The sequence below is a fragment of the Xanthomonas sp. NCPPB 3569 genome (assembly GCF_041475645.2).
Lineage (GTDB): Bacteria > Pseudomonadota > Gammaproteobacteria > Xanthomonadales > Xanthomonadaceae > Xanthomonas > Xanthomonas phaseoli.
Map to the genome: position 1 here is coordinate 1,054,805 of NZ_CM192969.1, position 19,447 is coordinate 1,074,251.

Below are 19,447 nucleotides of genomic sequence, written 5' to 3' on the forward strand. Positions count from 1 at the left end.
AATGGCGGCAAACGAATGATGACGCGCTCTTTCGCTCAGGCTGTCCTGGCCTGCGCCGTCGCGCTGGGTATGACCGGTATCGCGCAGGCAGCCGAACCGGCACCTGCGCAAGGCGCCGTCGGTGGCGTGCTGGCGCCGCAACGCATCCTGCAGGTGGGATTGGTGCTCAAGCCGCAGGTGTCCATGCGTCAGCAACAGGCGGCGGTGGAGCAGTGGTTGACCCGCGATGGCGGCGATCCGCTGTTGCGCGGCCAACTCGCTCGTGCATCGGTTGCTTCCACCCGCGATATCGCACAGGTCAAGGCCTATCTGAGCCGGTATGGCATCACCGATGTACGCCCGGCCACCGATGGCCGCCTGCTGCAAGTGCGCGCGACAGCGGCGGCGTTGCAGGCCGCCCTTGGCGCCCCGCTGCGTGCGGTGAGTGCCGATGGCCGCGTCGGCGTTGCCGCCGCGCAGGGCGCGGTCGCAGTGCCGGCCGGCTTGCAGGCCGTGGTGCAAGGTGTGGTCGGCCTGGACGGTACCGCCGGGGCCAAGGTCACGCCGCATGGGGCGCCGCTGAGCGCTGCGCGCGCATCGTTGTCGAACAGTAACGCCGTGACGGCCGCCAGCAGCGGCGGCGCGGAAGTCGTGCGCCACAGTATCGAAGAGCTCAATAGCGCCTATGGCGCCGATACGCTGGCACCGGCCAGCGATATCGTCGGTGCGGTCATTGCCGCCGGCAATCTGGAAAATACCCTCGCGCGGCTGCAGAGCTTCCAGGCGCTGCACGGTCTGCATACCCCGGTGACGGTGGGCGACCCCGGCGCACCGGGGTATCAGTCCAATGCTGCCAGCAAGGATTCGGAAGTCGAGTGGGACATGGATACCCAGTTGCTGGTCGGCAGCGCCGGCGGGTTGAAGCGCCTGATCATCTACAACATCCCGGATTTTTCCTGGAACAGCATCATCGACGGCATGGCGCGCGCGGCCGACGACAACCTGGCCCGCGTAGTCAGCATGTCGATCTATGGGCAGGAACTCCAGGTCAACGACGCGGTCTTCCAGGCCATGGACGCCAGCCTGACCAAGGCGGTGCGCCAGGGACAGAACGTCGTGATCTGCAGCGGCGACGACGGCGTCTACCTGCCGCTGAGCGCACGCGCCAATGCGCCGTATTACGACTCGCTGGCCGGGCGCCCGGACCTGCGCCAGGTCGGTTGGCCGGCGTCGCACCGCTACGCGATTGCGGTGGGCGCCACCGAGTTGCTGACCCAGGGCGGCAACCCCGGACGCTATGCCTCCGAGCGCGTCTGGAATGCCGGTGTCGGCCGCCAACTCAGCCAGGGCGGCGTCAGCAAGATCGCCTATGCGCCGCAGTGGCAGCGCACCCTGCTGCCGGGGCAGACGGCCTCCGGCTACCGCGCAGTGCCCGATGTCAGCTTCAATGGCTCGTTCTACAGCAGTGCGCAGATCCGCGGCACCGATGCACAAGGCAACGAGGCTGCCTGGTATGTGTGGGGCACCAGTGCCGCCACCCCGACCTTCGCCGGCTATATCGCCCGGCTGTTGCAGTCGCATCCCAATCTGGGCTTTGTCGCGCCGCAGATCTATCAGTACGCGAGCCAGCGTCACGATGCACAGCGCGCCCATGACGTCGTGGTCGGCAGCAACGGCCTGTATCGCGATGGATACAACGCGAGCTACGGCTGGGACTTCGCGTCGGGCTGGGGCAGCATGAACATCGGCGACTTCGACCGTTTCCTGACGCAGGCAGCGCCGTGACCTTCACTGCGGGATGAGCGTGCCGCGCGTGCAGGACCCCAACCTCTGCCACTGCGCTCTTGCGTGCGCTGCTGCCACTTGGCGGGGCGGCTTACGGTCGGCCACCGCTGCGATGTGGTGCCGTGGGGGGCGATGACGAACGCGTCGTCGTCATCGTCGCCATGCTCCGGTTGCAAGCCTGGCGCGCAGGGCGGTGGCCGCCGTGCTTGTAGCGCAGCGCGATGGAAGGCGTCCGCCGCCGAGGCATCGGTGGCCGCAAATTTGAGGTGGACGCCGGCCCCCGGAACGCACTGTGCGGCCTGACGCTGCTTCAAGGCCGGGCAGTCTTCGCCGCCGGGCCTGCCATAGCCGGCAGCCTGGTCGCGCGTGCCCGGTGTCAGATCCGACCACACCCCGAACATAGCCAAGCGCGCCCAGCGTTGCGTCGTAAAAGGCGCCGGTTGGTCAGCACGCCGCTGCGCGTTGGTCCATCATGCGCAGCGCCGCGTCGCAATCGCCGACCTCGCTGCGGTGGGTCAGCGGAGGCGTCGATCGTGCGAACGCCCAGCGCAACGTGATGCAACACCGGTGCAGCCTTCAAGGGCGACGGCACATCGGCATGCCGGCGGCGATGCTGGTCTGCATGCGGGCCTGCGTCAATCGCCGGTTGCAACGCGTGTCTGTGGCGTGGTGGTCGGGCGTCGTGCGCGTTGCTGCGGTGCCCGGTGTGCGTGTAGCGCGTCATGCCATGCGTGGTGCAAGCAGGCCGGCCCGTACGCAAAGACGAAACGCCAGGTATAGCAAAACAAGCAGGAGCGATGTCTCGCGGTGGGTCGCGCCCTGACCTTACACTGCGCCGTCGCGTGGGCTTCCCGCATCGCGCCCCTGCAGCGTTGCCCAAGCAGGGCGCGTGAGCAGGTGCTTGCGCCGCTTGCCACCTACTACCAGCACGAAGGTTTCGATGAAGCATCCAGACGCATTGCGTATTGCCCTTGTCGGGATCGGCAAGATCGCCCGCGACCAGCACGTGCCGACCATCGCGGCGCGCGAGGATGTGCAACTGGTGGCCACCGTGAGCCGGCATGGCACGGTCGACGGTGTGCCCGCCTATCACACCCTGGAAGACGCATTTGCCGCCCAGCCGCAGATCGAAGCGGTGGCCTTGTGCACGCCACCGGTCGGACGGCACGTATTGGCGCAGGCCGCGTTGATGGCCGGCCGCCATGTGTTTCTGGAAAAGCCGCCGGCCGCCACGCTCGCCGAAATTCATGACCTGCAAGCCGTGGCGCAGCGCGCGCAACTTACCTTGTTCACCAGCTGGCATTCGCGCTGCGCCGCCGGTGTCGCGCCTGCCCGTGCCTGGTTGGCCGACAAGCAACTCGTACGCGCGCACATCACCTGGAAGGAAGACATCCGCCACTGGCATCCAGGCCAGGACTGGATTCTGGAACCCGGCGGCATGGGGGTGTTCGACCCGGGCATCAATGCGCTCTCCATCGCGACCCATCTGCTGCCACGCAGCTTGGCGCTGCGCGACGCCGAGCTGCATACCCCGGAAAACCGCCAGGCGCCGCTGTATGCCAGGCTCGCGTTCGTCGACACCGCAGGACTGCCGGTGACGGCCGAATTCGATTTCCTGCAGACCGGGCACCAGCGCTGGGATATCGAAGTGGAAACCACCGCGGGCCTGCTCGTGCTCAGCGAAGGCGGGGCCAAGTTGAGCATCGATGGGCAACCGCAGGCGCTGCCTGCGGCCAGCGAATACGACGGCTTGTACGGCCGCTTCATGCAGCTGGTGCGCGCGGGCCAATCGGAAGTGGATATTGCACCGTTCGTGCACGTGGCAGATGCGTTCATGCTTGGCGCACGCCAGGTCACCGCAGCGTTCGCCTGGTAGGTCGGTCAGTCCACTTGGCCGACGGCGAACACCGCCGGCCAGTGCCGGTGGTGCTGCGGCCGGATGCTATCTGTGGACGTTAGGTGCGGGGCACGCAGTCGTGCGCCGCTGCCAGCGTCGTTCGCCCATCGCGGTGCGCGGCGCCGCACCAAACGCGCCGACTGCAACGCATGGCGTCGGTCCATCGATGCAGTGCGCATGTGCGCTGCACCCAATGGCCTGCTGGCGGCGCAGTCGATCGGCGCCAGCCCGCAGAGACAACGAAGCCCCCGTACGCCGGTTTGCGGCGGGGGCTTCGCCTTGATCGTATTGCAGCGTTCTCGTGCGAGGTTGCACGATACGCCGCGCTCACCGTTTCAAGCGACGAGAACACTGCAACGGAGTGTCATCGCCAGACTGTGGTGGTTGCTCAACGGCGCCACATGCGCGCGCCACGCGCCGGCAGGGTGAAGGTGTAGGAGCTGCTGGAAATGCGCACCACGTTGCCCGAGCCCAGCGCGTCCACGTAATCGGCATTCCAGTACAACACGCTGTTGTTCATTCCCACCGTGGTGGTGACCGGGTTGCCGCACTTGTTGATGCCCACGATGCCCAGGCTGCCGCGACGGAACAGGATGTGGCAGGAGCTGGACGACAGGACCTGCATATCGGTGCCCTGCACGCCGTTATGAAAGCCGATCATGCGGCGCAGGTCGTCGCGGAGATAGGCGTTGACCCAGCGGTTGTCGCCGCTTTCGTTGTTGTCGGTATAGATCATCGGCATGCCGCCATTGCGACCGATCAGGTAGGCGTAGGCCAGCGTTTCATCCACCGGGTCGAGAATCGCGTAGCGGAAGCCGGCGTTGTTGGGAATGTCGTGGGTCACTGCAAAGGTCACGGCGCGGTTGCCCGGCAATGCCTGGCCCGACGCGGCGGGGTCCACCAGCTGCTGCATGCTGGCGCCAATGGCGAACGCATTGCGCACCGCATTGAACAATGGAAAGTCGTAGGCCGCATGCGGCGTGGATTGCAGATACGGCGCCAGGAACTGGTCGTAATCGCCATTGCCCGTGCCGCCGCCGGTGATCACTTCGCCGAAGACATACACACCCGAGCGGATGCCGGCATCGAAGACGCGATTGAGATGGTCGAAGGTCATATGCTTGGCCGCATCCACCCGGAAGCCGGTCACGCCAATGCTCTTGAGCGCCTGCAGATAGGCGCGCTGCTGCTGCACCACCCAGTCGTTGCCGATCAAGTCCGGCAGGCCTGGATCGCTGCCGCCGCCGCAGATGCGGTAATTGCGCACCTGGTAGGCGTCGTTGTAGTTGCTGATGCATTGCGCCGGGCCGAAATCGCTGGCGCTGAGGAAGTTTGACTGCAGCGTGCCGAACAGACGCAGCGCATCGTAACGGCCGGGGTTTGCAGCGTACTGCGACAGCACCGCGCTGCCCGGGTAATTGAGGTCCGAACGCGTGGCCGCTTCGTTGGCCATGTGGTTGAACACGATGTCGGCATAGGTTTCCACGCCGTTGTTGGCCAGCGCCTGGACCATCTTCTTGAATGCGGCGGTGTCGCCGAGCGGGTTATCGATCAGGCGGATGTCCTGGGGTTGATAGCGCGCCCACCAGGCACTCCCTTCGGAGCGGTACGCGGGGGCCACCAATACCTTGCGGTAGCCGGCATCGGCAATCTGCTTGGCGCGCGCTTCGACGGTGGCATACGGCCAGTTGAAGGCATGCAGGATGACATCGGCCTGCGCGTTGGCAGTGGTCAGCAGCAGGACCAATGCAGTCAGCAAGAGACGTGCACCGCGTTGCAGCAGTGAAGGTGGAGCATGAGCAGGCGTGTTGCGCATCGGATCGATCTCCAGTGGTAAGCGCAGGCCGACGCGCAGTGCGCGATGCCCGCATCAAGGCCTCCGGCCCCTGTTCCGGAAAGCGCGCGCACGGCGTGCAGCGCGCGGTGATGCTAAGCGCGCATCGCGGCGCAGCATGGGTGTTGTGCATACGTATTCACTGCAGCGGGCCAGCAAACTGCGCGCGGGGTTGGACGCCAACGGCGCGATTGGTCGCAAAAATCAGTGAACCACGCAGCCGTTGCCATCTCGCCCGCACCGGCCGTATCGAATCAAGACCTGGCGATAGCCTAAGTGCATCGTTGACATGCGGCGCGTGCAACGTGGCCGGCGCATCTGGCTAGACCGTCGCTGGTGACATAGAACAGCTGCTTGGCGTTGTTTGTCATTGGCACCGTGCACGTCACCTTTGCACGCCGCGCTGCCTTGTCCGGCAACGCCAAGGTGCCGATTTCCTGCTGCACGCTGCATCCGCATCGCGCCGAGCAGGCACAGCTCATCCCAGCGGCGATAAGGCCGAGCATGCGGCTGGTTGCGACGTGCAGCGGCACGGCCGCGATCCTGACACAGGCGATACCAACGGCTCGGCCCGGCCGCGACGATGAGGCGGCGCTGGCCGCGTTAAACTAGCTGCCAGTCCACTGCCCGGCCTCCCGATGCGCAATCCATTGCAAGAACAGCTGCTCAAGGCCGGCCTGGTGAAAAAGGCCCAGGTGGACAAGGTTGCGCGCGAACAGGTCAAGCAGCGCCATGCCAAGGGCGCGGCGGTGCAGCCGGCGGCGACGGACAAGGTCGATGCGGCGCGCCTGCAGGCCGAGCGTGCCGAGCGCGATCGTGCGCTGGCCGAAGAGCGCAACGTGCAGGTGCGCCGACAGGAGGTGCTCGCGCAGGTGCGGCAGATCGTGGAGACCAACAAGGTCAAGCGCGAAGGCGAGATCGACTACCGCTTCAACGACGGCAGCGTGATCCGCAGCGTGCTTGTCAACACGACGCTGCGCAGCCAGTTGGCCAGCGGCGCGCTGGTGATCGTGCGGTACGGCGATGGCTTTGAGCTGATTCCGCGCGCGGCCGCCGACAAGGTGTACAGCCGCGATGCCGATGCCGTGGTGCTGGACCACGGACGCAACAGCGCGCCGGCCACGCCCGACAGCGATGACGACTACTACAGCCAGTTCAAGGTGCCGGACGATTTGATCTGGTAACGCCGGCGAACTGCCGCATTGGGTGATTGCGGGACGGGGTCAGCGCCACCGCAGGCGCAACAACGCTGCATGCTGCGCACCTGCACGCTGTGGGTGCGTGTTCGCTGACCGCCGGAAACCAGGCCAGGCACTCGCGCCAGGCCGATCGCCGCGCGGTTGGCTGATGCTGATCAACGTAGTCGTGCGAACGCCTGCGCGCTAACCTGGCGCTCTTTGTCGCCGCATAGCCCGCTCATGTCGATCGTCTTGACCCAGTTCGCCCGCACCCGCTTGTTCCCGCGCGATGGGCGTCGCAATGCCATCCAGGACTGCACGCCGGAGCAGTTCCTCCAGCGGCTCAACGATGAGCCGCCGCTACGCGTGATCGAGGGCTATGCACCGTTTTGTCAGTTGCATGTGCACCGCAACTGGACCTCGACCCGCTGCCTCACCGTTCCCGTCACCGATGACAACCGGCACCTGCTGCGTTCCGGCTACGAGGCGCGCAGCACGCAGGAATTGGCCGTGCTGGTGCGTTGGTTCGAAGGTGTCGAGCCACCGGTGGCCGCGTATCTGCTGCCCATCCTCTACAGCCGCGACCAGTTGGCCAAGGAAGGCACGCCCATCGAGGCAGACTGGGGCGTGGTCGGTTGCCTCTACACCGCAGAGCCGGACGAAATTCCGATGGCACCGATCACCATGTTGCGCAATGCCTTGGGCGTGGAAGAGGGCGGCTCGGGTACGCCGCTGGACCGCGATGCCTATCGGCGTAGCGTTGCGTTCTGGGAGCGCAATGCCAATTGGCGTGGGTAAGCAGTTCGGTCGCGCTGCAATGGCCGAGCGCCACGCGCTCCCGGCGTGATTCGTCCCAGCCGTATGGCTGCAGTGCAGTCGCCGCAGACCTGATTCGCATCGGCAGCCTGCGGCTTACCGCAGTGGACGCCGCGATTGGCTTGGTGTGATCCAAACGGGTCGCGCCGGTTACAGGGCGGTCGGCAGGAAGGCCTCTTTGGCGAGCCTTTCCAGGTAGTTGCGCATGCGGTGTTCGATCAAGGCCGGCTCCGTTGGCAGCTGACGCACCGACGCGTTCCCGGTGCGCCGAGCATGGACGCGGGGATACGGCAGCGCCGGCACTGGCAGATCGAGAAATGCACACAGGCGTTCCCAGTGCGCGTCGGCGTCGGCATCGAGCACCAACAGGCGAGACGGCGGTACGCGCGCGATCACGCTCTGGTTCCAGCGACGGAAGTATTCGGTCATGAAGTCGCGATCACCGAGGTGTGCCTGGATGTCGCGACGCAAGAAGCGGCTCACGCGTTGGCCATGGGCGCCAAATAGCGACGGCACGCTGCCGTCGCCGGAGAAGATCGTCGCGCTGACCGAGTCGAACCACGCGTCGGGGTCGCGCATGGTCAGGATCACCTTGGCGCGCGGAAAGTGCGCGGACAATTCGTCCCAGAAGCAGCAACCGGGATAGTCGGTGGTCGCCGCATAGCCGGCGAACAGTGCATCCCAATCCGGGTGCCCGTCGATCGCCGCCTCCCAGCGCGGCAGGTCTCGACGCAGATTCGCTGCCAATTCCATCGCGTGATAGCAGCGGCCCACGCCGAGCTGCTCGAGTGCCAGCTTCAGGGAGAGGGTGCCGGTGCGGCCCAGGCCGGCGCCGATGAGTTGCAGGCTCACGACGTCCGCGCTTGGCCGTGCGCTAGCCACTGCGCTGCGTCTTCGCCGAGTTCCGCATGTGCGCGTTGCACATATGCGTGATTGAGCGCGTCCGGCAGGGCAGTGCGCCAGCGACCGCTGCGACCCTGGTTGAAGAAGGCCTTGCCGCCTTCGCGCCACAGGCCGGCGCCCTGAGGCACGTACCGCGCTGCATGCTGTCGCATGTAGTCGAAGCGGCAGTGCGCCACGATCGTGTCCCATTTGCCGGGTGGAACCGGAATGTCGAGGAAGGCGGCGATGCGGCGGACCTGGCCGGGCAGGTCGTCGAGCAGGTCGTTGTAATGAAGCTGCAGCACGTTCGCATCCTCGCGTCGCTCCCACCACGAACGCACGCCTTCCCATAACGGCCAGAATGGCGCTCCATCATGTTCCAGCCAATGCGCCACATAGGCATCGCGCGTCAGCTGCGGCGGCGGCAGCACGCGCAGCTTGCCGGGTTCGCCACCGCCAGCGTCCAGGCGTGCCTGCGCATCCTGGCTCACCGCGCATTGATGGTCATACAGACTCAGTGCAATGTCGCGTCCATCGCGGCCGATATACAGATATTTGGCCAGCGTGGTGGTGACCAGCGCATCGGCCGGCAAGTGCGTCTTCATGAAGCGTCGATGGTTCTGCGCGTCCAGCAGCGCGAGCTTGGTTGCCTTGTCCGGATAAACGCCGTCGACCCAAGGTGAAATCGCCGAAACATCGACCTCTGCTTCGCCGCCGAAGATCAGTTGCGCCACGATCTGCTGCAGCCAGGTCGTGCCGGCCTTGGCGTAACTGGCGATCACGATATCTCCTTCGCGCAGAGATAGATCGTTCCAGACGCTGGAGTCGAAGAATCGATGTGGATATTCCCTGAGCTTTTTGCGGATATGTAGATCGGTCATGCGGCAGTGCCTAGGCGAGATGCGATGCCCGGTCGTGGCCGTAGTGCGATGCGCACATCCAATGGTCGTAACACGAGCGCGGGAAAAGGCGTGGGGCGAGCATCGGCAGCCAGATGCAGGCTGCGCGACCGCAACACGGTGGCGATGACCGCGGTCATCTGGGTGAGGGCCAGCATGCTGCCGATGCAGCTGCGTGGGCCGCCGCCGAATGGAAAGTAGCTGTAGCGTGCCAGCGAGTGCGTGGCGGTATCGTCTAGCCAGCGGGCAGGCAGGAACGCCTCGGGATCGGGGAAATGACGTTCGTCGCGGTGCACCACCCATGGGCTGATCAGCAGCTGGGTGCCGCTTGGAACGTGGAAGCCGTCCAGGGTGGTGTCGCGTTGCGCAATCCGCGCGGTCATCCAGGCCGGCGGATACAGGCGCATGGCCTCTTTCACGCAGGCCCGCGCATGCGGCAAGCGGTCGAGCAACCCGGTGCCGGTTGCGGTATCAACATCGTCCAGTCCTTCCGCTTCCTGCGTAACCTGCTGCGCCACGTGCGGATGCTGCGCCAGTAGCAGCAAGGTCCAGGTCAGCGCGGCCGCCATCGGTTCCAACGCGGACATCAGCATCGCCGCAGCTTCGTCGCGGCACCAGTGGCTGTCACCCCGTGCAGCGTCGGCCAACAGCAGCGACAGGACCGATGCTGCGTGGGGTGGCTGCTGCCGAGCACGCATCAAAATTTGGTCCAGCGCCAGGTGGAGCTCGTCGCGTGCGTGGCGCATGCGCTGTCGATGCGCCGATGGCCACCACATCGGCACCAGGGATTGATGGCGCGTCTGCTGCAGGATCGTATCGATCATCGGCAGCATGCGCAGCAGGTCCGGTGCATGAACCGGATTTCCAAGGAGAAAGCCGGCGCCCAATTGCGCACATAATCCGGTCATGAGTGTGCGCATGTCCTGTGCAGCGACACACTCGTCCTGTTCGCTTAGAAGCGCCAGCGTGGCAGTCGATGCCTGCACTGCGGCATCACGCACCAAGGCGGCACGAAATGCAGGCTGCAGTGTCTGCCGCCTCTGCCGCCAGACGACGCCACTGCTGTTCATGACCGAGGCGGGGAATGCCGCGCGCCGCGCGATCGGGTCAGGATCGGTTTTTCCGTAAAGCGTCCCATCGTCGCTCAACACCGTAGCGATCGTGGCCGGCGCGGCGATCAGGTATGTGCGTTGGGCGACCCTGACCACGTCGCCATGCGCGCGCACGCACGATTGCAGAAATGCCAAGGGATCTTCGGAGAACTGCCGGCGGTTGCCGAACGCCCAGTGCCCAACCGGGCCGGGTGGGATTGCGTGCCCGCGACCTGAATTCATGCGCATTTGGGTGTGGCAAACGACGAAGCGGACGGCGCGTTGTGGACGGAGCGGGCCGGCGGCGAGGCCACGCTGTCACGGGAGGAGGTCTCGCTTCCCGTGACAGCGTGGGGGTTAGTAGCCGTAGATGTAACCGAGCTTGCGACCCCCGATGGCCTGGATCCAGCGCGACAGGGCATGAAAAAGACGGTTCATCATAATCTCCTTATAAAACGATCGATGGGAACAGCACGCTGATCTGTGTAGAAATTATTCAACAACGGTGTTGTTTGAACAGGGTTCAATAAATTGCATATGCCCTGCATTGGTCAAACCGGATTGCGCAGATCTGTCGCGGCATGCGTAGTATTTCGAGTCGTTGTCTCGGCCGCGAACGCTCACGCCTGCATCGCCGCGTACTATCGCCGAACTGTTCCGAATGCGAGCGCGCAGGATGCCCGGTTATTCCCAATACGATCGGATGGCGGCGTTTTACGACAGCATCCATGATCGTTGGCCGACGCAGGCACTGCAGCGGTGCGTGCAGACTTTGGCGGATCTGGCCGATGGCCGTGCATCGCTGGAGTTGGGCATCGGCAGCGGGCGTATCGCACTGCCGTTGGCCCAATGTGGCGTGCCGGTGACCGGCATCGACAATGCGCGCGCAATGCTTGACGCGTTGCGTGCCAAACCTGGCAGCGATCAGCTGCAACTGGTCCGCGCCGATTTTGCCGATATGCCGTTGAGTGGTCCGTTTGGTCTGATCTACGCGGTGAACGCGTTCGGCTACCTGCTCACCCAGGCCGAGCAGGTGCGCTGCGTCGTCAATGCCGCGCGTTGCCTTGCGCCCGACGGCATGCTCGTGATCCAGACCGCGGTACCTGGCGCCGAAGTGTTCGACGGCAATGGAAAGATAACCCAGGTACTGGATATTCCGGAGTCGCAGCACGAGGGCGCTGCCGTGATGCTGGTGTGCTCGCAACCCGAGCCGGTGCAACAGCGGATCGATCAACGGGCAGTCGTTCTGAGCGAGGATGGCACGCGCATCTTTTCCGAACGTCGGCGTTATGTGTGGCCGTCGGAACTCGACCTGATGGCGCAGATCGCCGGTTTGCGACTGCACACGCGGTGGGGTGGGTGGGGCCGCGAGCCGTACGATGCGCGCAGCCGCATCCAGATCTCGGTGTACGTGCGGGCGGATACACGCAAAGAGCCAGGCACCGGTTCTGTTTCACTGTGAGCAGTAAAGAGCGGCTTATTCCTGCAGGCGGATTCTTGGAGTGGTGCTTGCGCGGGCTCCGTGGGTGGAGGCGCAGGCCAACGTAATGCAGGCGTGGGACAGCATCTCAGCCGGGAGAAGTTCCCGCCAATCACAAACAAAACGGGCGCCTTGCGGCGCCCGTTTGTTTGCATCGCGATGGTTCGCCGATGGATCAGTAGCGATAATGATCCGGCTTGTACGGGCCAGCCACGTCCACGCCGAGGTAGTCGGCCTGGTCCTTGGTCAGGGTGGTCAGCTTCACGCCGATCTTTTCCAAGTGCAGGCGCGCGACTTCTTCATCCAGGTGCTTGGGCAGGATGTAGACCTTCTTCTCGTAGCTGTCGCGCTTTTCCCATAGGTCGATCTGGGCCAGGGTTTGGTTGGCGAACGAGTTGGACATCACGAAGCTCGGGTGGCCGGTGGCGCAGCCCAGGTTCACCAGGCGGCCGTCGGCCAGCAGGAAGATCGCGTTGCCGTTGGGGAACACATACTTGTCCACCTGCGGCTTGATGTTGATCTTCTGCACGTCCTTCAGCGCCTTGAGCGCATCGACCTGGATCTCGTTGTCGAAGTGGCCGATGTTGCAGACGATGGCCTGGTCCTTCATCGCCTGCAGGTGCTCGACGGTGATGATGTCCTTGTTGCCGGTGGTGGTGACATAGATGTCGGCACGGCCCAGGGTGGATTCGATGGTGTTGACTTCGAAGCCTTCCATCGAGGCCTGCAATGCGCAGATCGGGTCGATTTCAGTGACGATCACGCGGGCGCCATAGGCGCGCAGCGAGGCAGCACTGCCCTTGCCGACATCGCCGTAGCCGCAGACCACGGCGACCTTGCCGGCCAGCATCACGTCCATCGCGCGCTTGAGGCCATCGGCCAGCGACTCGCGGCAGCCGTACAGGTTGTCGAACTTGCTCTTGGTGACCGAGTCGTTGACGTTGATGGCCGGGATCAGCAGCTTGCCGGCTTCGGCAATCTGATACAGGCGGTGCACGCCGGTGGTGGTCTCTTCGGAGACGCCCTTCCAGTCCTTGACCACGCGGCCCCAGTAACCCGGGCGCTCGACGGCCACGCGCTTGAGCAACGCCTTGATGACGCCCTCTTCGTGCGAGGAGGCCGGCTCGTCCACCCAGGTGCTGCCGTTTTCGAGCTCGTAGCCCTTGTGGATCAGCAGGGTGACGTCGCCGCCGTCGTCCACCACCAGCTCGGGGCCGGTGAGGGTGCCGTCGGGCAGGGTGAAGGTCAGCGCGTCCAGGGTGCAGTCCCAGTACTCTTCCAGCGTCTCGCCCTTCCAGGCGAACACGGGCGTGCCGGTCGCGGCGATCGCGGCGGCGGCGTGGTCCTGGGTGGAGAAGATGTTGCACGAGGCCCAGCGCACATCGGCGCCGATGTCCTTGAGCGTTTCGATCAGCACCGCGGTCTGGATGGTCATGTGCAGCGAGCCGGTGATGCGCACATCCTTCAGCGGCTTGGTCTGCGCATGCTTGCGGCGGATCGACATCAGGCCCGGCATTTCGTGCTCGGCGATGTCCAGCTCCTTGCGGCCCCAATCGGCCAGGGAGATGTCGGCAATCTTGTAGTCGGTGTGCGGGGTGATCTTTGTGACAGCGTTCATGCAATGGCTCCGGTAGGCAAACGAATGTCTGCAATGCCGGGCGCCGTTGAACGGTAACTGCTGGTCGAGCCTGGCCGTATTGCCTGCACCTTGTGGTGCAGTGAGCGGATCAGTCCGCCCTACCGGTCGCAGCGCCCCTCGACGAGAGTGCCCGATTATATCGGCAGCACCCCCGCGCGGCATGAATTGCGGCCCACCCCCTACCAACGGCAGGGGAGCGGCCGGCAGGCGGCTGCTATGGTCCGGAGTCGATCATCGGCGGGGACGGACAATGCGGGCGAAACGGCATGCGCAAGGCTGGCGGCAGCACACATGGGCGTTGGCAGGGGCGCTGGCATTGAGCGCACCGGTGCTGGCCGGGGCGGCTAGCCCGGCAGCAACCGGCGCGGCAGTCGTGCAACCGGGCCCTGCGTCAGGCAGCAATTACCGACTGCCGTCCAAGGCGCTGCAGGCAGTGGTTGACGCCCCGCGTGCGCCGCTGCTGCAGCTCTCGCCCAGGCGCGATCTGGCCGCGATGCTGCAAATGCCGGCACTGCCTGACATCGCCGAGGTGGCCCAGCAGGAGCTGAAGCTGGCCGGCCTGCGCATCCATCCGAAGACCTTTGCGGCCAGCCGCTTTGCGTTCGCCAGCAAGCTGTGGCTGCTGTCGGTGGCCGACGGCAGCGAGCGGCAGATCGCCGGGTTGCCCTCCCCGCTGTCGCTGGCCGATCTGAGCTGGTCGCCCGACCAACGTTACCTGGCGTTTCGCCGCGAAGATGCCGCCAGCGGCGCCAACGAGCTGTGGCTGGTGGACGTGGCCGCCGGCCAGGCGCGGCGGCTGGTGGCCGGCTTGAACACCAGCGTCAACGACGACTTGCGTTGGTTGCCCGATGGCAGTGGCCTGCTGTTGCAGCAACAGGTGGCAGGGCAGGGCGCGCCGCCGACCCGCGACGCGACGCCAACCGGCCCGGCGACCCAGCAGACCAGTGCGGCTGCCGGGGTGCGCTCGCTGCCCACCTATCAGGACCTGTTGCGCAACGAAGCCGATGCGCGCGTGTTCGAGTACTACGCCACCGGCCAACCGATCATCGTCACGGTGGCCGGGCAGGTGCGCCCGATCGGCACGCCGGGCATCTATCTCAATCTGTCGGTGTCGCCGGATGGCCGTTACATCCTGAGCGAACGCAGCGAGCGGCCGTTCTCGTATCTGGTGCCGGTGGACAACTTCGCGCGCCGCATCGAGGTGCTGGACCTGCAGGGCAAACCGGTGCGCCAGATCGCGCAGCTGCCGCTGGTGGAAGGCCTGCCGACCGGTAACGACGCGGTGCCGACCGGCGTGCGCGACATCGCCTGGCGGCACGATTCGCCGGCTACGCTGGTGTGGGCCGAAGCGCAGGACGGTGGCGACCCGGCACGTGAGAGCAAGGTCCGCGATGCGGTGCGGATGCAGGCCGCGCCGTTTACGCGCCCACCGGTGACGCTGGCGCAGCTGGGTAGCCGCTTTGAAGGCATTCTATGGGGCCGCGGCGACTTGGCGATCGTGAGCGAAAGCTGGTGGAAGACCCGCCGCACCAAGCAATGGCGCGTCGCACCGGATCAACCGCAACGTGCGCCCGAACTGTTGTGGGACCGCTCCTCGCAGGACCGCTACAAGGACCCGGGCACGCCGGCGACGGTGGCCGATGGCAAGGGCCGCCCGCTGCTGCAGACCAGCAGCGATGGCAACAGCCTGTTCCTGTTCGGCAAGGGTGCTTCGCCGGAGGGTGACCGCCCCTTCGTCGATCGATTCGATCTGCGCAGCAAGCAGACCACGCGGTTGTTCCACTCGCAGGCGCCGACCTATTCCGCACCGCTGGCCTTGCTGGACGCACAGGCCACGCAACTGCTGCTCAGCCGCGAATCACCGGAGGAACCGGCCAACTATGTCGTGCAGTCGCTGGGCGATGCGGCGCCTGCACCGCGTGCGTTGACGCACTTCGCACACCCACTGCCGCAGTTGCGCGGCGTGCAGAAAGAGCAGATCCGCTACAAGCGTGCCGACGGCGTGGACCTCACCGCCACGCTCTTGCTGCCGCCCGGTTACGACCCCAAGCGCGATGGCCCACGGCCGCTGCTGATGTGGGCCTACCCGGGCGAATTCAAAAGCGCCGACACCGCCAGCCAGGTCACCGACTCGCCGTACCGTTTCAACGCGATCAGCTACTGGGGGCCGCAGGCGTTTCTGGCGATCGGCTACGTGGTGCTCAACAATCCGAGCATGCCGATCGTCGGCGAAGGCGATGCCGAACCCAACGACACCTATGTGCCGCAGCTGATCGCCGATGCGCAGGCCGCCGTGGACGAAGTGGTGCGGCGTGGCGTGACCGACCGCGAGCACATCGCCATTGGCGGGCATTCCTACGGTGCCTTCATGACTGCCAACCTGCTTGCGCACACGCGCCTGTTCAAGGCCGGCATCGCACGTAGCGGCGCCTACAACCGCACGCTCACCCCGTTCGGTTTCCAGGCCGAAGAACGCAATTACTGGCAGGCGCAACCGGTGTACCAGGCGATGTCGCCGTTCAATTACGCCGACAAGATCAAGGACCCGCTGCTGCTGATCCACGGCCAGGACGACAACAATACCGGCACCTTCCCGATCCAGAGCGAACGCATGTTCGCCGCGATCAAGGGCCTGGGCGGCACTGCGCGCCTGGTGATGTTGCCCAACGAATCGCATGCGTACCGCGCGCGGCAATCGATCATGCAGATGCTGGCCGAAAGCGAGCAGTGGTTGACGACCAATGTCGGCGAGCCGGTGAAGGATGCGAGCGCTTCACGCACACGTTGATCGATGGCGCGCTGGCACCGGTAGGAGCGCGCTTGCGCGCGATGCGGCTTGATCGATAAGGCTTCTCCGCGCCCGGGTGCGCTCCTACAGCAATCGCGGCCGGGCGCACCCGGCAGCATCTGCTGAGCCGTCCAGATCATTGCTGCGATCACCCGTAGGAGCCGGCTTGCCCGCGAGGGCGTTACCGGGAAAGCCGCGCCGCGTAGAGCGGGCTTGCTCGCGAGGGCATTACCGGGAAGACCCCCGTCGCGCGAGAGTGCGCTCCTACGAGAGCCCTCGGATACGCGCATTGGCACACGATGGTTGGTGTTGAAACCGTCACCGTCATCGCGATCATCTAATCCTTTTGGGTTAGTCTTCGACGACTTTGCGCTTGAAGAGGGTGTGCGTTTCCGATGAACGAGTACCGCAGCAGTCTTGTGTTCGCTACCCCCGATCTTCCCTTGCGCGACGATGTGCGTCGGCTCGGTGCACTGGTGGGCGATCTGCTTGCCGAGCAGGTTTCTGCGGAATTCCTCGATGAAATCGAACGCGTGCGCACCACCGCCATCTCGCGGCGCGAAAGCGATGCCCCACCTTCCACGCTGAGCGAACAACTCACCGGGCGGGCGCCGCGCGACGCCGAAGCGCTGGTGCGCGCCTTCAGTACCTATTTCCAGGTGGTCAATATCGCCGAGCGCGTGCACCGCATCCGGCGCCGCCGCGAATACCAGCGCAGCGGCACCGACACGCCGCAGCCCGATGGCCTGCACGACGCATTGCGCCGCCTCAAGGCGCAGGGCGTGACCCTGGACGAACTCAGCCAATGGTTGCCGCGCATCGATGTGGAGCCGGTGTTCACCGCGCATCCCACCGAGGCGGTGCGCCGCGCGCTGCTGGAAAAAGAACAGCTGATGGTCGCCAGCCTTGTCGACAACCTGGACGGCATGCGCACGCCCAACGAACGCGCCAGCGATGCCGCGCGCTTCCGCATGGCCCTGACCGCGTCGTGGCAGACCGCCGATTCCTCGCCGGTGCGCCCCACCGTGGACGACGAGCGCGAGCATGTGGGCTTCTATCTCACCCAGGTGCTCTACCGCGTCATCCCGGTGATGTACGAAACGCTGGAACACGCCATCGAAGAAACCTACGGCAGGGTGCCGGCATTGCCGCGTTTGCTGCGTTTCGGCACCTGGGTGGGCGGCGACATGGACGGCAATCCCAATGTGGATGCCAACACCATCGCCGGGACGCTGGACGCGCAGCGGCGCGCAGTGCTGGACCGCTATCAAAAAGAACTGTGGCAGCTGGCCAGCCTTCTCAGTCAGTCGACCACGCTGGTGCAGGTCAGCCCCGAACTCACCGCACAGCTGGAACGCTACCGCGCACTGCTGCCCGAGGCCGCCGCGCGTTCGCGCCCGCGCCATGGCGACATGCCGTACCGCCTGCTCAACGACCTGATGCGCGCACGACTGCAAGCCACCGTGGACGATGCCGAAGGTGCGTACGCGGCTCCATCGGAGCTCGAACAGGATCTGCAATTGATCCTGGACAGCCTGCAGGCCAACAAGGGCCTACATGCTGGGTGGTTCGCGGTGCGGCGGCTGCTGTGGCGGGTGCGCAGCTTCGGGTTCCATCTGGCGCGGCTGGACGTGCGCCAGGAATCGAGCGTGCATGCGCGCGCGGTGGCCGATGCCCTGGGCCAGGCCGACTGGGATGCGCAGGACGCCACCCAGCGTGCCGCCGTGCTCGGCCCGTATGCCGCAGGGCAGGAGCCCCTGCCGCGCGTGGACGATGAAGGCAACGCGCGTCTGGATGCGGTATTCGCCGCGCTCGCCGATGCACGCACCCGCCATGGCGCCGATGCATTGGGCAGCTACATCATCTCGATGGCGCATAACCGCGCCGACGTGCTGACCGTGCTGGCGCTGGCACGGCGTGGCGGCTTGGTCGACGACGCCGGCGCGGTGCCCCTGGATATCGTGCCGCTGTTCGAAACCGTGGACGATCTGCGCGGCGGTACCGGCACCGTGCAGGACCTGCTGGCCGACCCGGTGTATCGCCAGCATCTGGCCGCGCGCGGCGATACCCAGATGGTGATGCTGGGCTATTCGGATAGCGGCAAGGATGGTGGCATCGCCGCCTCGCGCTGGGGCCTGCAACGTGCGCAGGTCGAGCTGCTGGAAGCGGCGGCCGAGTTGGGCGTGCGGCTGACCTTCTTCCACGGCCGTGGCGGTTCGATCGCGCGCGGCGGCGGCAAGACCAGCCGCGCGCTGGATGCCGCACCGCGCGGCAGCGTGGATGGCCGCTTGCGCGTCACCGAGCAGGGCGAGGTGATCCACCGCAAGTACGGCATCCGCGCGTTGGCGCTGCGCTCGCTGGAGCAGATGACCGGCGCGGTGCTGCTTTCGAGCCTGCGCCCGCGTGCGCCCGAGCCGCGCGAGGCGCGCTGGCGCCCGGTGATGGATCTGGTGGCCGAGCGCAGCACGGTGGCCTACCGCGCCTTCGTCGGTGCGCCGGACTTCATGCAGTACTTCCGCCTGGCCACGCCGATCGATGTGATCGAGCGCATGACGCTGGGCTCGCGCCCGTCGCGGCGGCTGGGCCAGGACGCGGCCTTGTCCAACCTGCGTGCGATTCCGTGGGTGTTCGCGTGGAGCCAGGCGCGCGCGGTGATTCCGGGGTGGTATGGCGTCGGCAGCGGACTGCAGGCCGCGGTGGATGCCGGGCATGAAGACACCTTGCGCGAAATGGCGCAGGACTGGCCGTTCTTCCGCACCTTTCTGGACGACATCGCCATGGTGCTGTCCAAGGGAGATCTGAATATCGCCGAGTTGTTCTCGCGCTTGTCCGGCGACCTGCATACGCGGTTTTTCCCGCTGATTCGCGACGAGCTGGCGCTGACCAAGGGCTGGGTCAAGGCGCTGCTGCAACAACAGTCGCTGTTGCAGCACGACCCGCGGCTGGCGTTGTCGATCCGCCTGCGCAACCCGTACATCGACCCGATCAGCGTGCTGCAGGTGGACCTGCTGCAACGCTGGCGGGCAACCGACGGCGAAGACGAAGCGCTGCTGCGTGCGCTGGTGGCCTGCGTCAATGGCGTCTCGCAAGGCGTGCAGAACACCGGTTGATCGCATGGCCGGCTGCAGGGGCGGGTAGGGAGCAGATCCACCGCAAGCCAGCGGCAACCACGCCGTTGG

At 65.7% G+C, this 19,447-nt stretch carries 12 protein-coding genes, 1 pseudogene and 1 riboswitch; of the genes and pseudogenes, 7 read left to right on the forward strand and 6 right to left on the reverse strand.

All coding sequences use genetic code 11. The features are described 5' to 3' along the window. The first annotated feature begins 15 nt into the window (after positions 1 to 15). Complete coding sequence (locus ACCQ03_RS04410) at positions 16 to 1,764, forward strand: S53 family peptidase (RefSeq protein WP_209225685.1); 1,749 nt, start codon at positions 16 to 18, stop codon at positions 1,762 to 1,764. Positions 1,765 to 2,704: 940 nt separating this feature from the next. Further along, entirely contained in the window at positions 2,705 to 3,640 is a 936-nt protein-coding gene (locus ACCQ03_RS04415) for a Gfo/Idh/MocA family protein (RefSeq protein ID WP_057679387.1), read from the forward strand. A 409-nt stretch (positions 3,641 to 4,049) separates the two neighbouring features. Here the strand turns inward: ACCQ03_RS04415 and ACCQ03_RS04420 are convergent, their stop codons facing one another. Both ACCQ03_RS04420 and ACCQ03_RS04425 read right to left on the reverse strand, forming a co-directional pair. Next, the gene (locus tag ACCQ03_RS04420; RefSeq protein WP_017155373.1) at positions 4,050 to 5,420 is read right to left on the reverse strand and encodes an alpha-amylase family protein; all 1,371 of its coding nucleotides are present in this window, start codon (positions 5,418 to 5,420) and stop codon (positions 4,050 to 4,052) included. A gap of 347 nt (positions 5,421 to 5,767) precedes the next feature. Further along, a pseudogene (locus tag ACCQ03_RS04425) lies at positions 5,768 to 5,948 on the reverse strand (hypothetical protein). A 185-nt stretch (positions 5,949 to 6,133) separates the two neighbouring features. Here ACCQ03_RS04425 and ACCQ03_RS04430 point away from each other — a divergent pair. Continuing rightward, positions 6,134 to 6,679: a DUF2058 domain-containing protein gene (locus tag ACCQ03_RS04430; RefSeq protein ID WP_057679384.1), complete on the forward strand. Its 546-nt coding sequence runs from the start codon at positions 6,134 to 6,136 to the stop codon at positions 6,677 to 6,679. A gap of 234 nt (positions 6,680 to 6,913) precedes the next feature. Next, positions 6,914 to 7,471: a DUF3228 family protein gene (locus ACCQ03_RS04435; RefSeq protein ID WP_057679383.1), complete on the forward strand. Its 558-nt coding sequence runs from the start codon at positions 6,914 to 6,916 to the stop codon at positions 7,469 to 7,471. Positions 7,472 to 7,639: 168 nt separating this feature from the next. On the opposite strand, the gene ACCQ03_RS04440 is transcribed toward ACCQ03_RS04435, so the two are convergent. Genes ACCQ03_RS04440 through ACCQ03_RS04450 form a run of 3 tightly spaced genes read right to left on the reverse strand, consistent with a single transcriptional unit; the run spans position 7,640 to position 10,517 of the window. Then, complete coding sequence (locus tag ACCQ03_RS04440) at positions 7,640 to 8,341, reverse strand: sulfotransferase family protein (RefSeq protein ID WP_057679382.1); 702 nt, start codon at positions 8,339 to 8,341, stop codon at positions 7,640 to 7,642. Then, positions 8,338 to 9,252, reverse strand: coding sequence for a sulfotransferase domain-containing protein (locus tag ACCQ03_RS04445; RefSeq protein WP_057679381.1), 915 nt, complete (start codon positions 9,250 to 9,252; stop codon positions 8,338 to 8,340). The genes ACCQ03_RS04440 and ACCQ03_RS04445 overlap by 4 nt, the downstream gene beginning before the upstream one ends. Beyond that, positions 9,249 to 10,517: a cytochrome P450 gene (locus ACCQ03_RS04450; protein ID WP_057687035.1), complete on the reverse strand. Its 1,269-nt coding sequence runs from the start codon at positions 10,515 to 10,517 to the stop codon at positions 9,249 to 9,251. The genes ACCQ03_RS04445 and ACCQ03_RS04450 overlap by 4 nt, the downstream gene beginning before the upstream one ends. Positions 10,518 to 11,037: 520 nt before the next feature. On the opposite strand from ACCQ03_RS04450, the gene ACCQ03_RS04455 reads away from it, so the two are divergent. Next, positions 11,038 to 11,823, forward strand: coding sequence for a class I SAM-dependent DNA methyltransferase (locus ACCQ03_RS04455; RefSeq protein WP_057679416.1), 786 nt, complete (start codon positions 11,038 to 11,040; stop codon positions 11,821 to 11,823). A gap of 193 nt (positions 11,824 to 12,016) precedes the next feature. Here the strand turns inward: ACCQ03_RS04455 and ahcY are convergent, their stop codons facing one another. Next, on the reverse strand, positions 12,017 to 13,459 hold the full coding sequence (gene ahcY, locus ACCQ03_RS04460) for an adenosylhomocysteinase (protein WP_039569415.1): 1,443 nt from the start codon (positions 13,457 to 13,459) through the stop codon (positions 12,017 to 12,019). Positions 13,460 to 13,490: 31 nt separating this feature from the next. Then, a riboswitch (S-adenosyl-L-homocysteine riboswitch) is annotated at positions 13,491 to 13,605 on the reverse strand. 125 nt (positions 13,606 to 13,730) lie between these two features. On the opposite strand from ahcY, the gene ACCQ03_RS04465 reads away from it, so the two are divergent. Together ACCQ03_RS04465 and ppc are read left to right on the forward strand one after the other, a co-directional pair. Further along, complete coding sequence (locus ACCQ03_RS04465) at positions 13,731 to 16,268, forward strand: S9 family peptidase (RefSeq protein WP_209225683.1); 2,538 nt, start codon at positions 13,731 to 13,733, stop codon at positions 16,266 to 16,268. 395 nt (positions 16,269 to 16,663) lie between these two features. Beyond that, the gene (ppc, locus tag ACCQ03_RS04470; RefSeq protein WP_057679419.1) at positions 16,664 to 19,378 is read left to right on the forward strand and encodes a phosphoenolpyruvate carboxylase; all 2,715 of its coding nucleotides are present in this window, start codon (positions 16,664 to 16,666) and stop codon (positions 19,376 to 19,378) included. Positions 19,379 to 19,447: the final 69 nt, after the last annotated feature.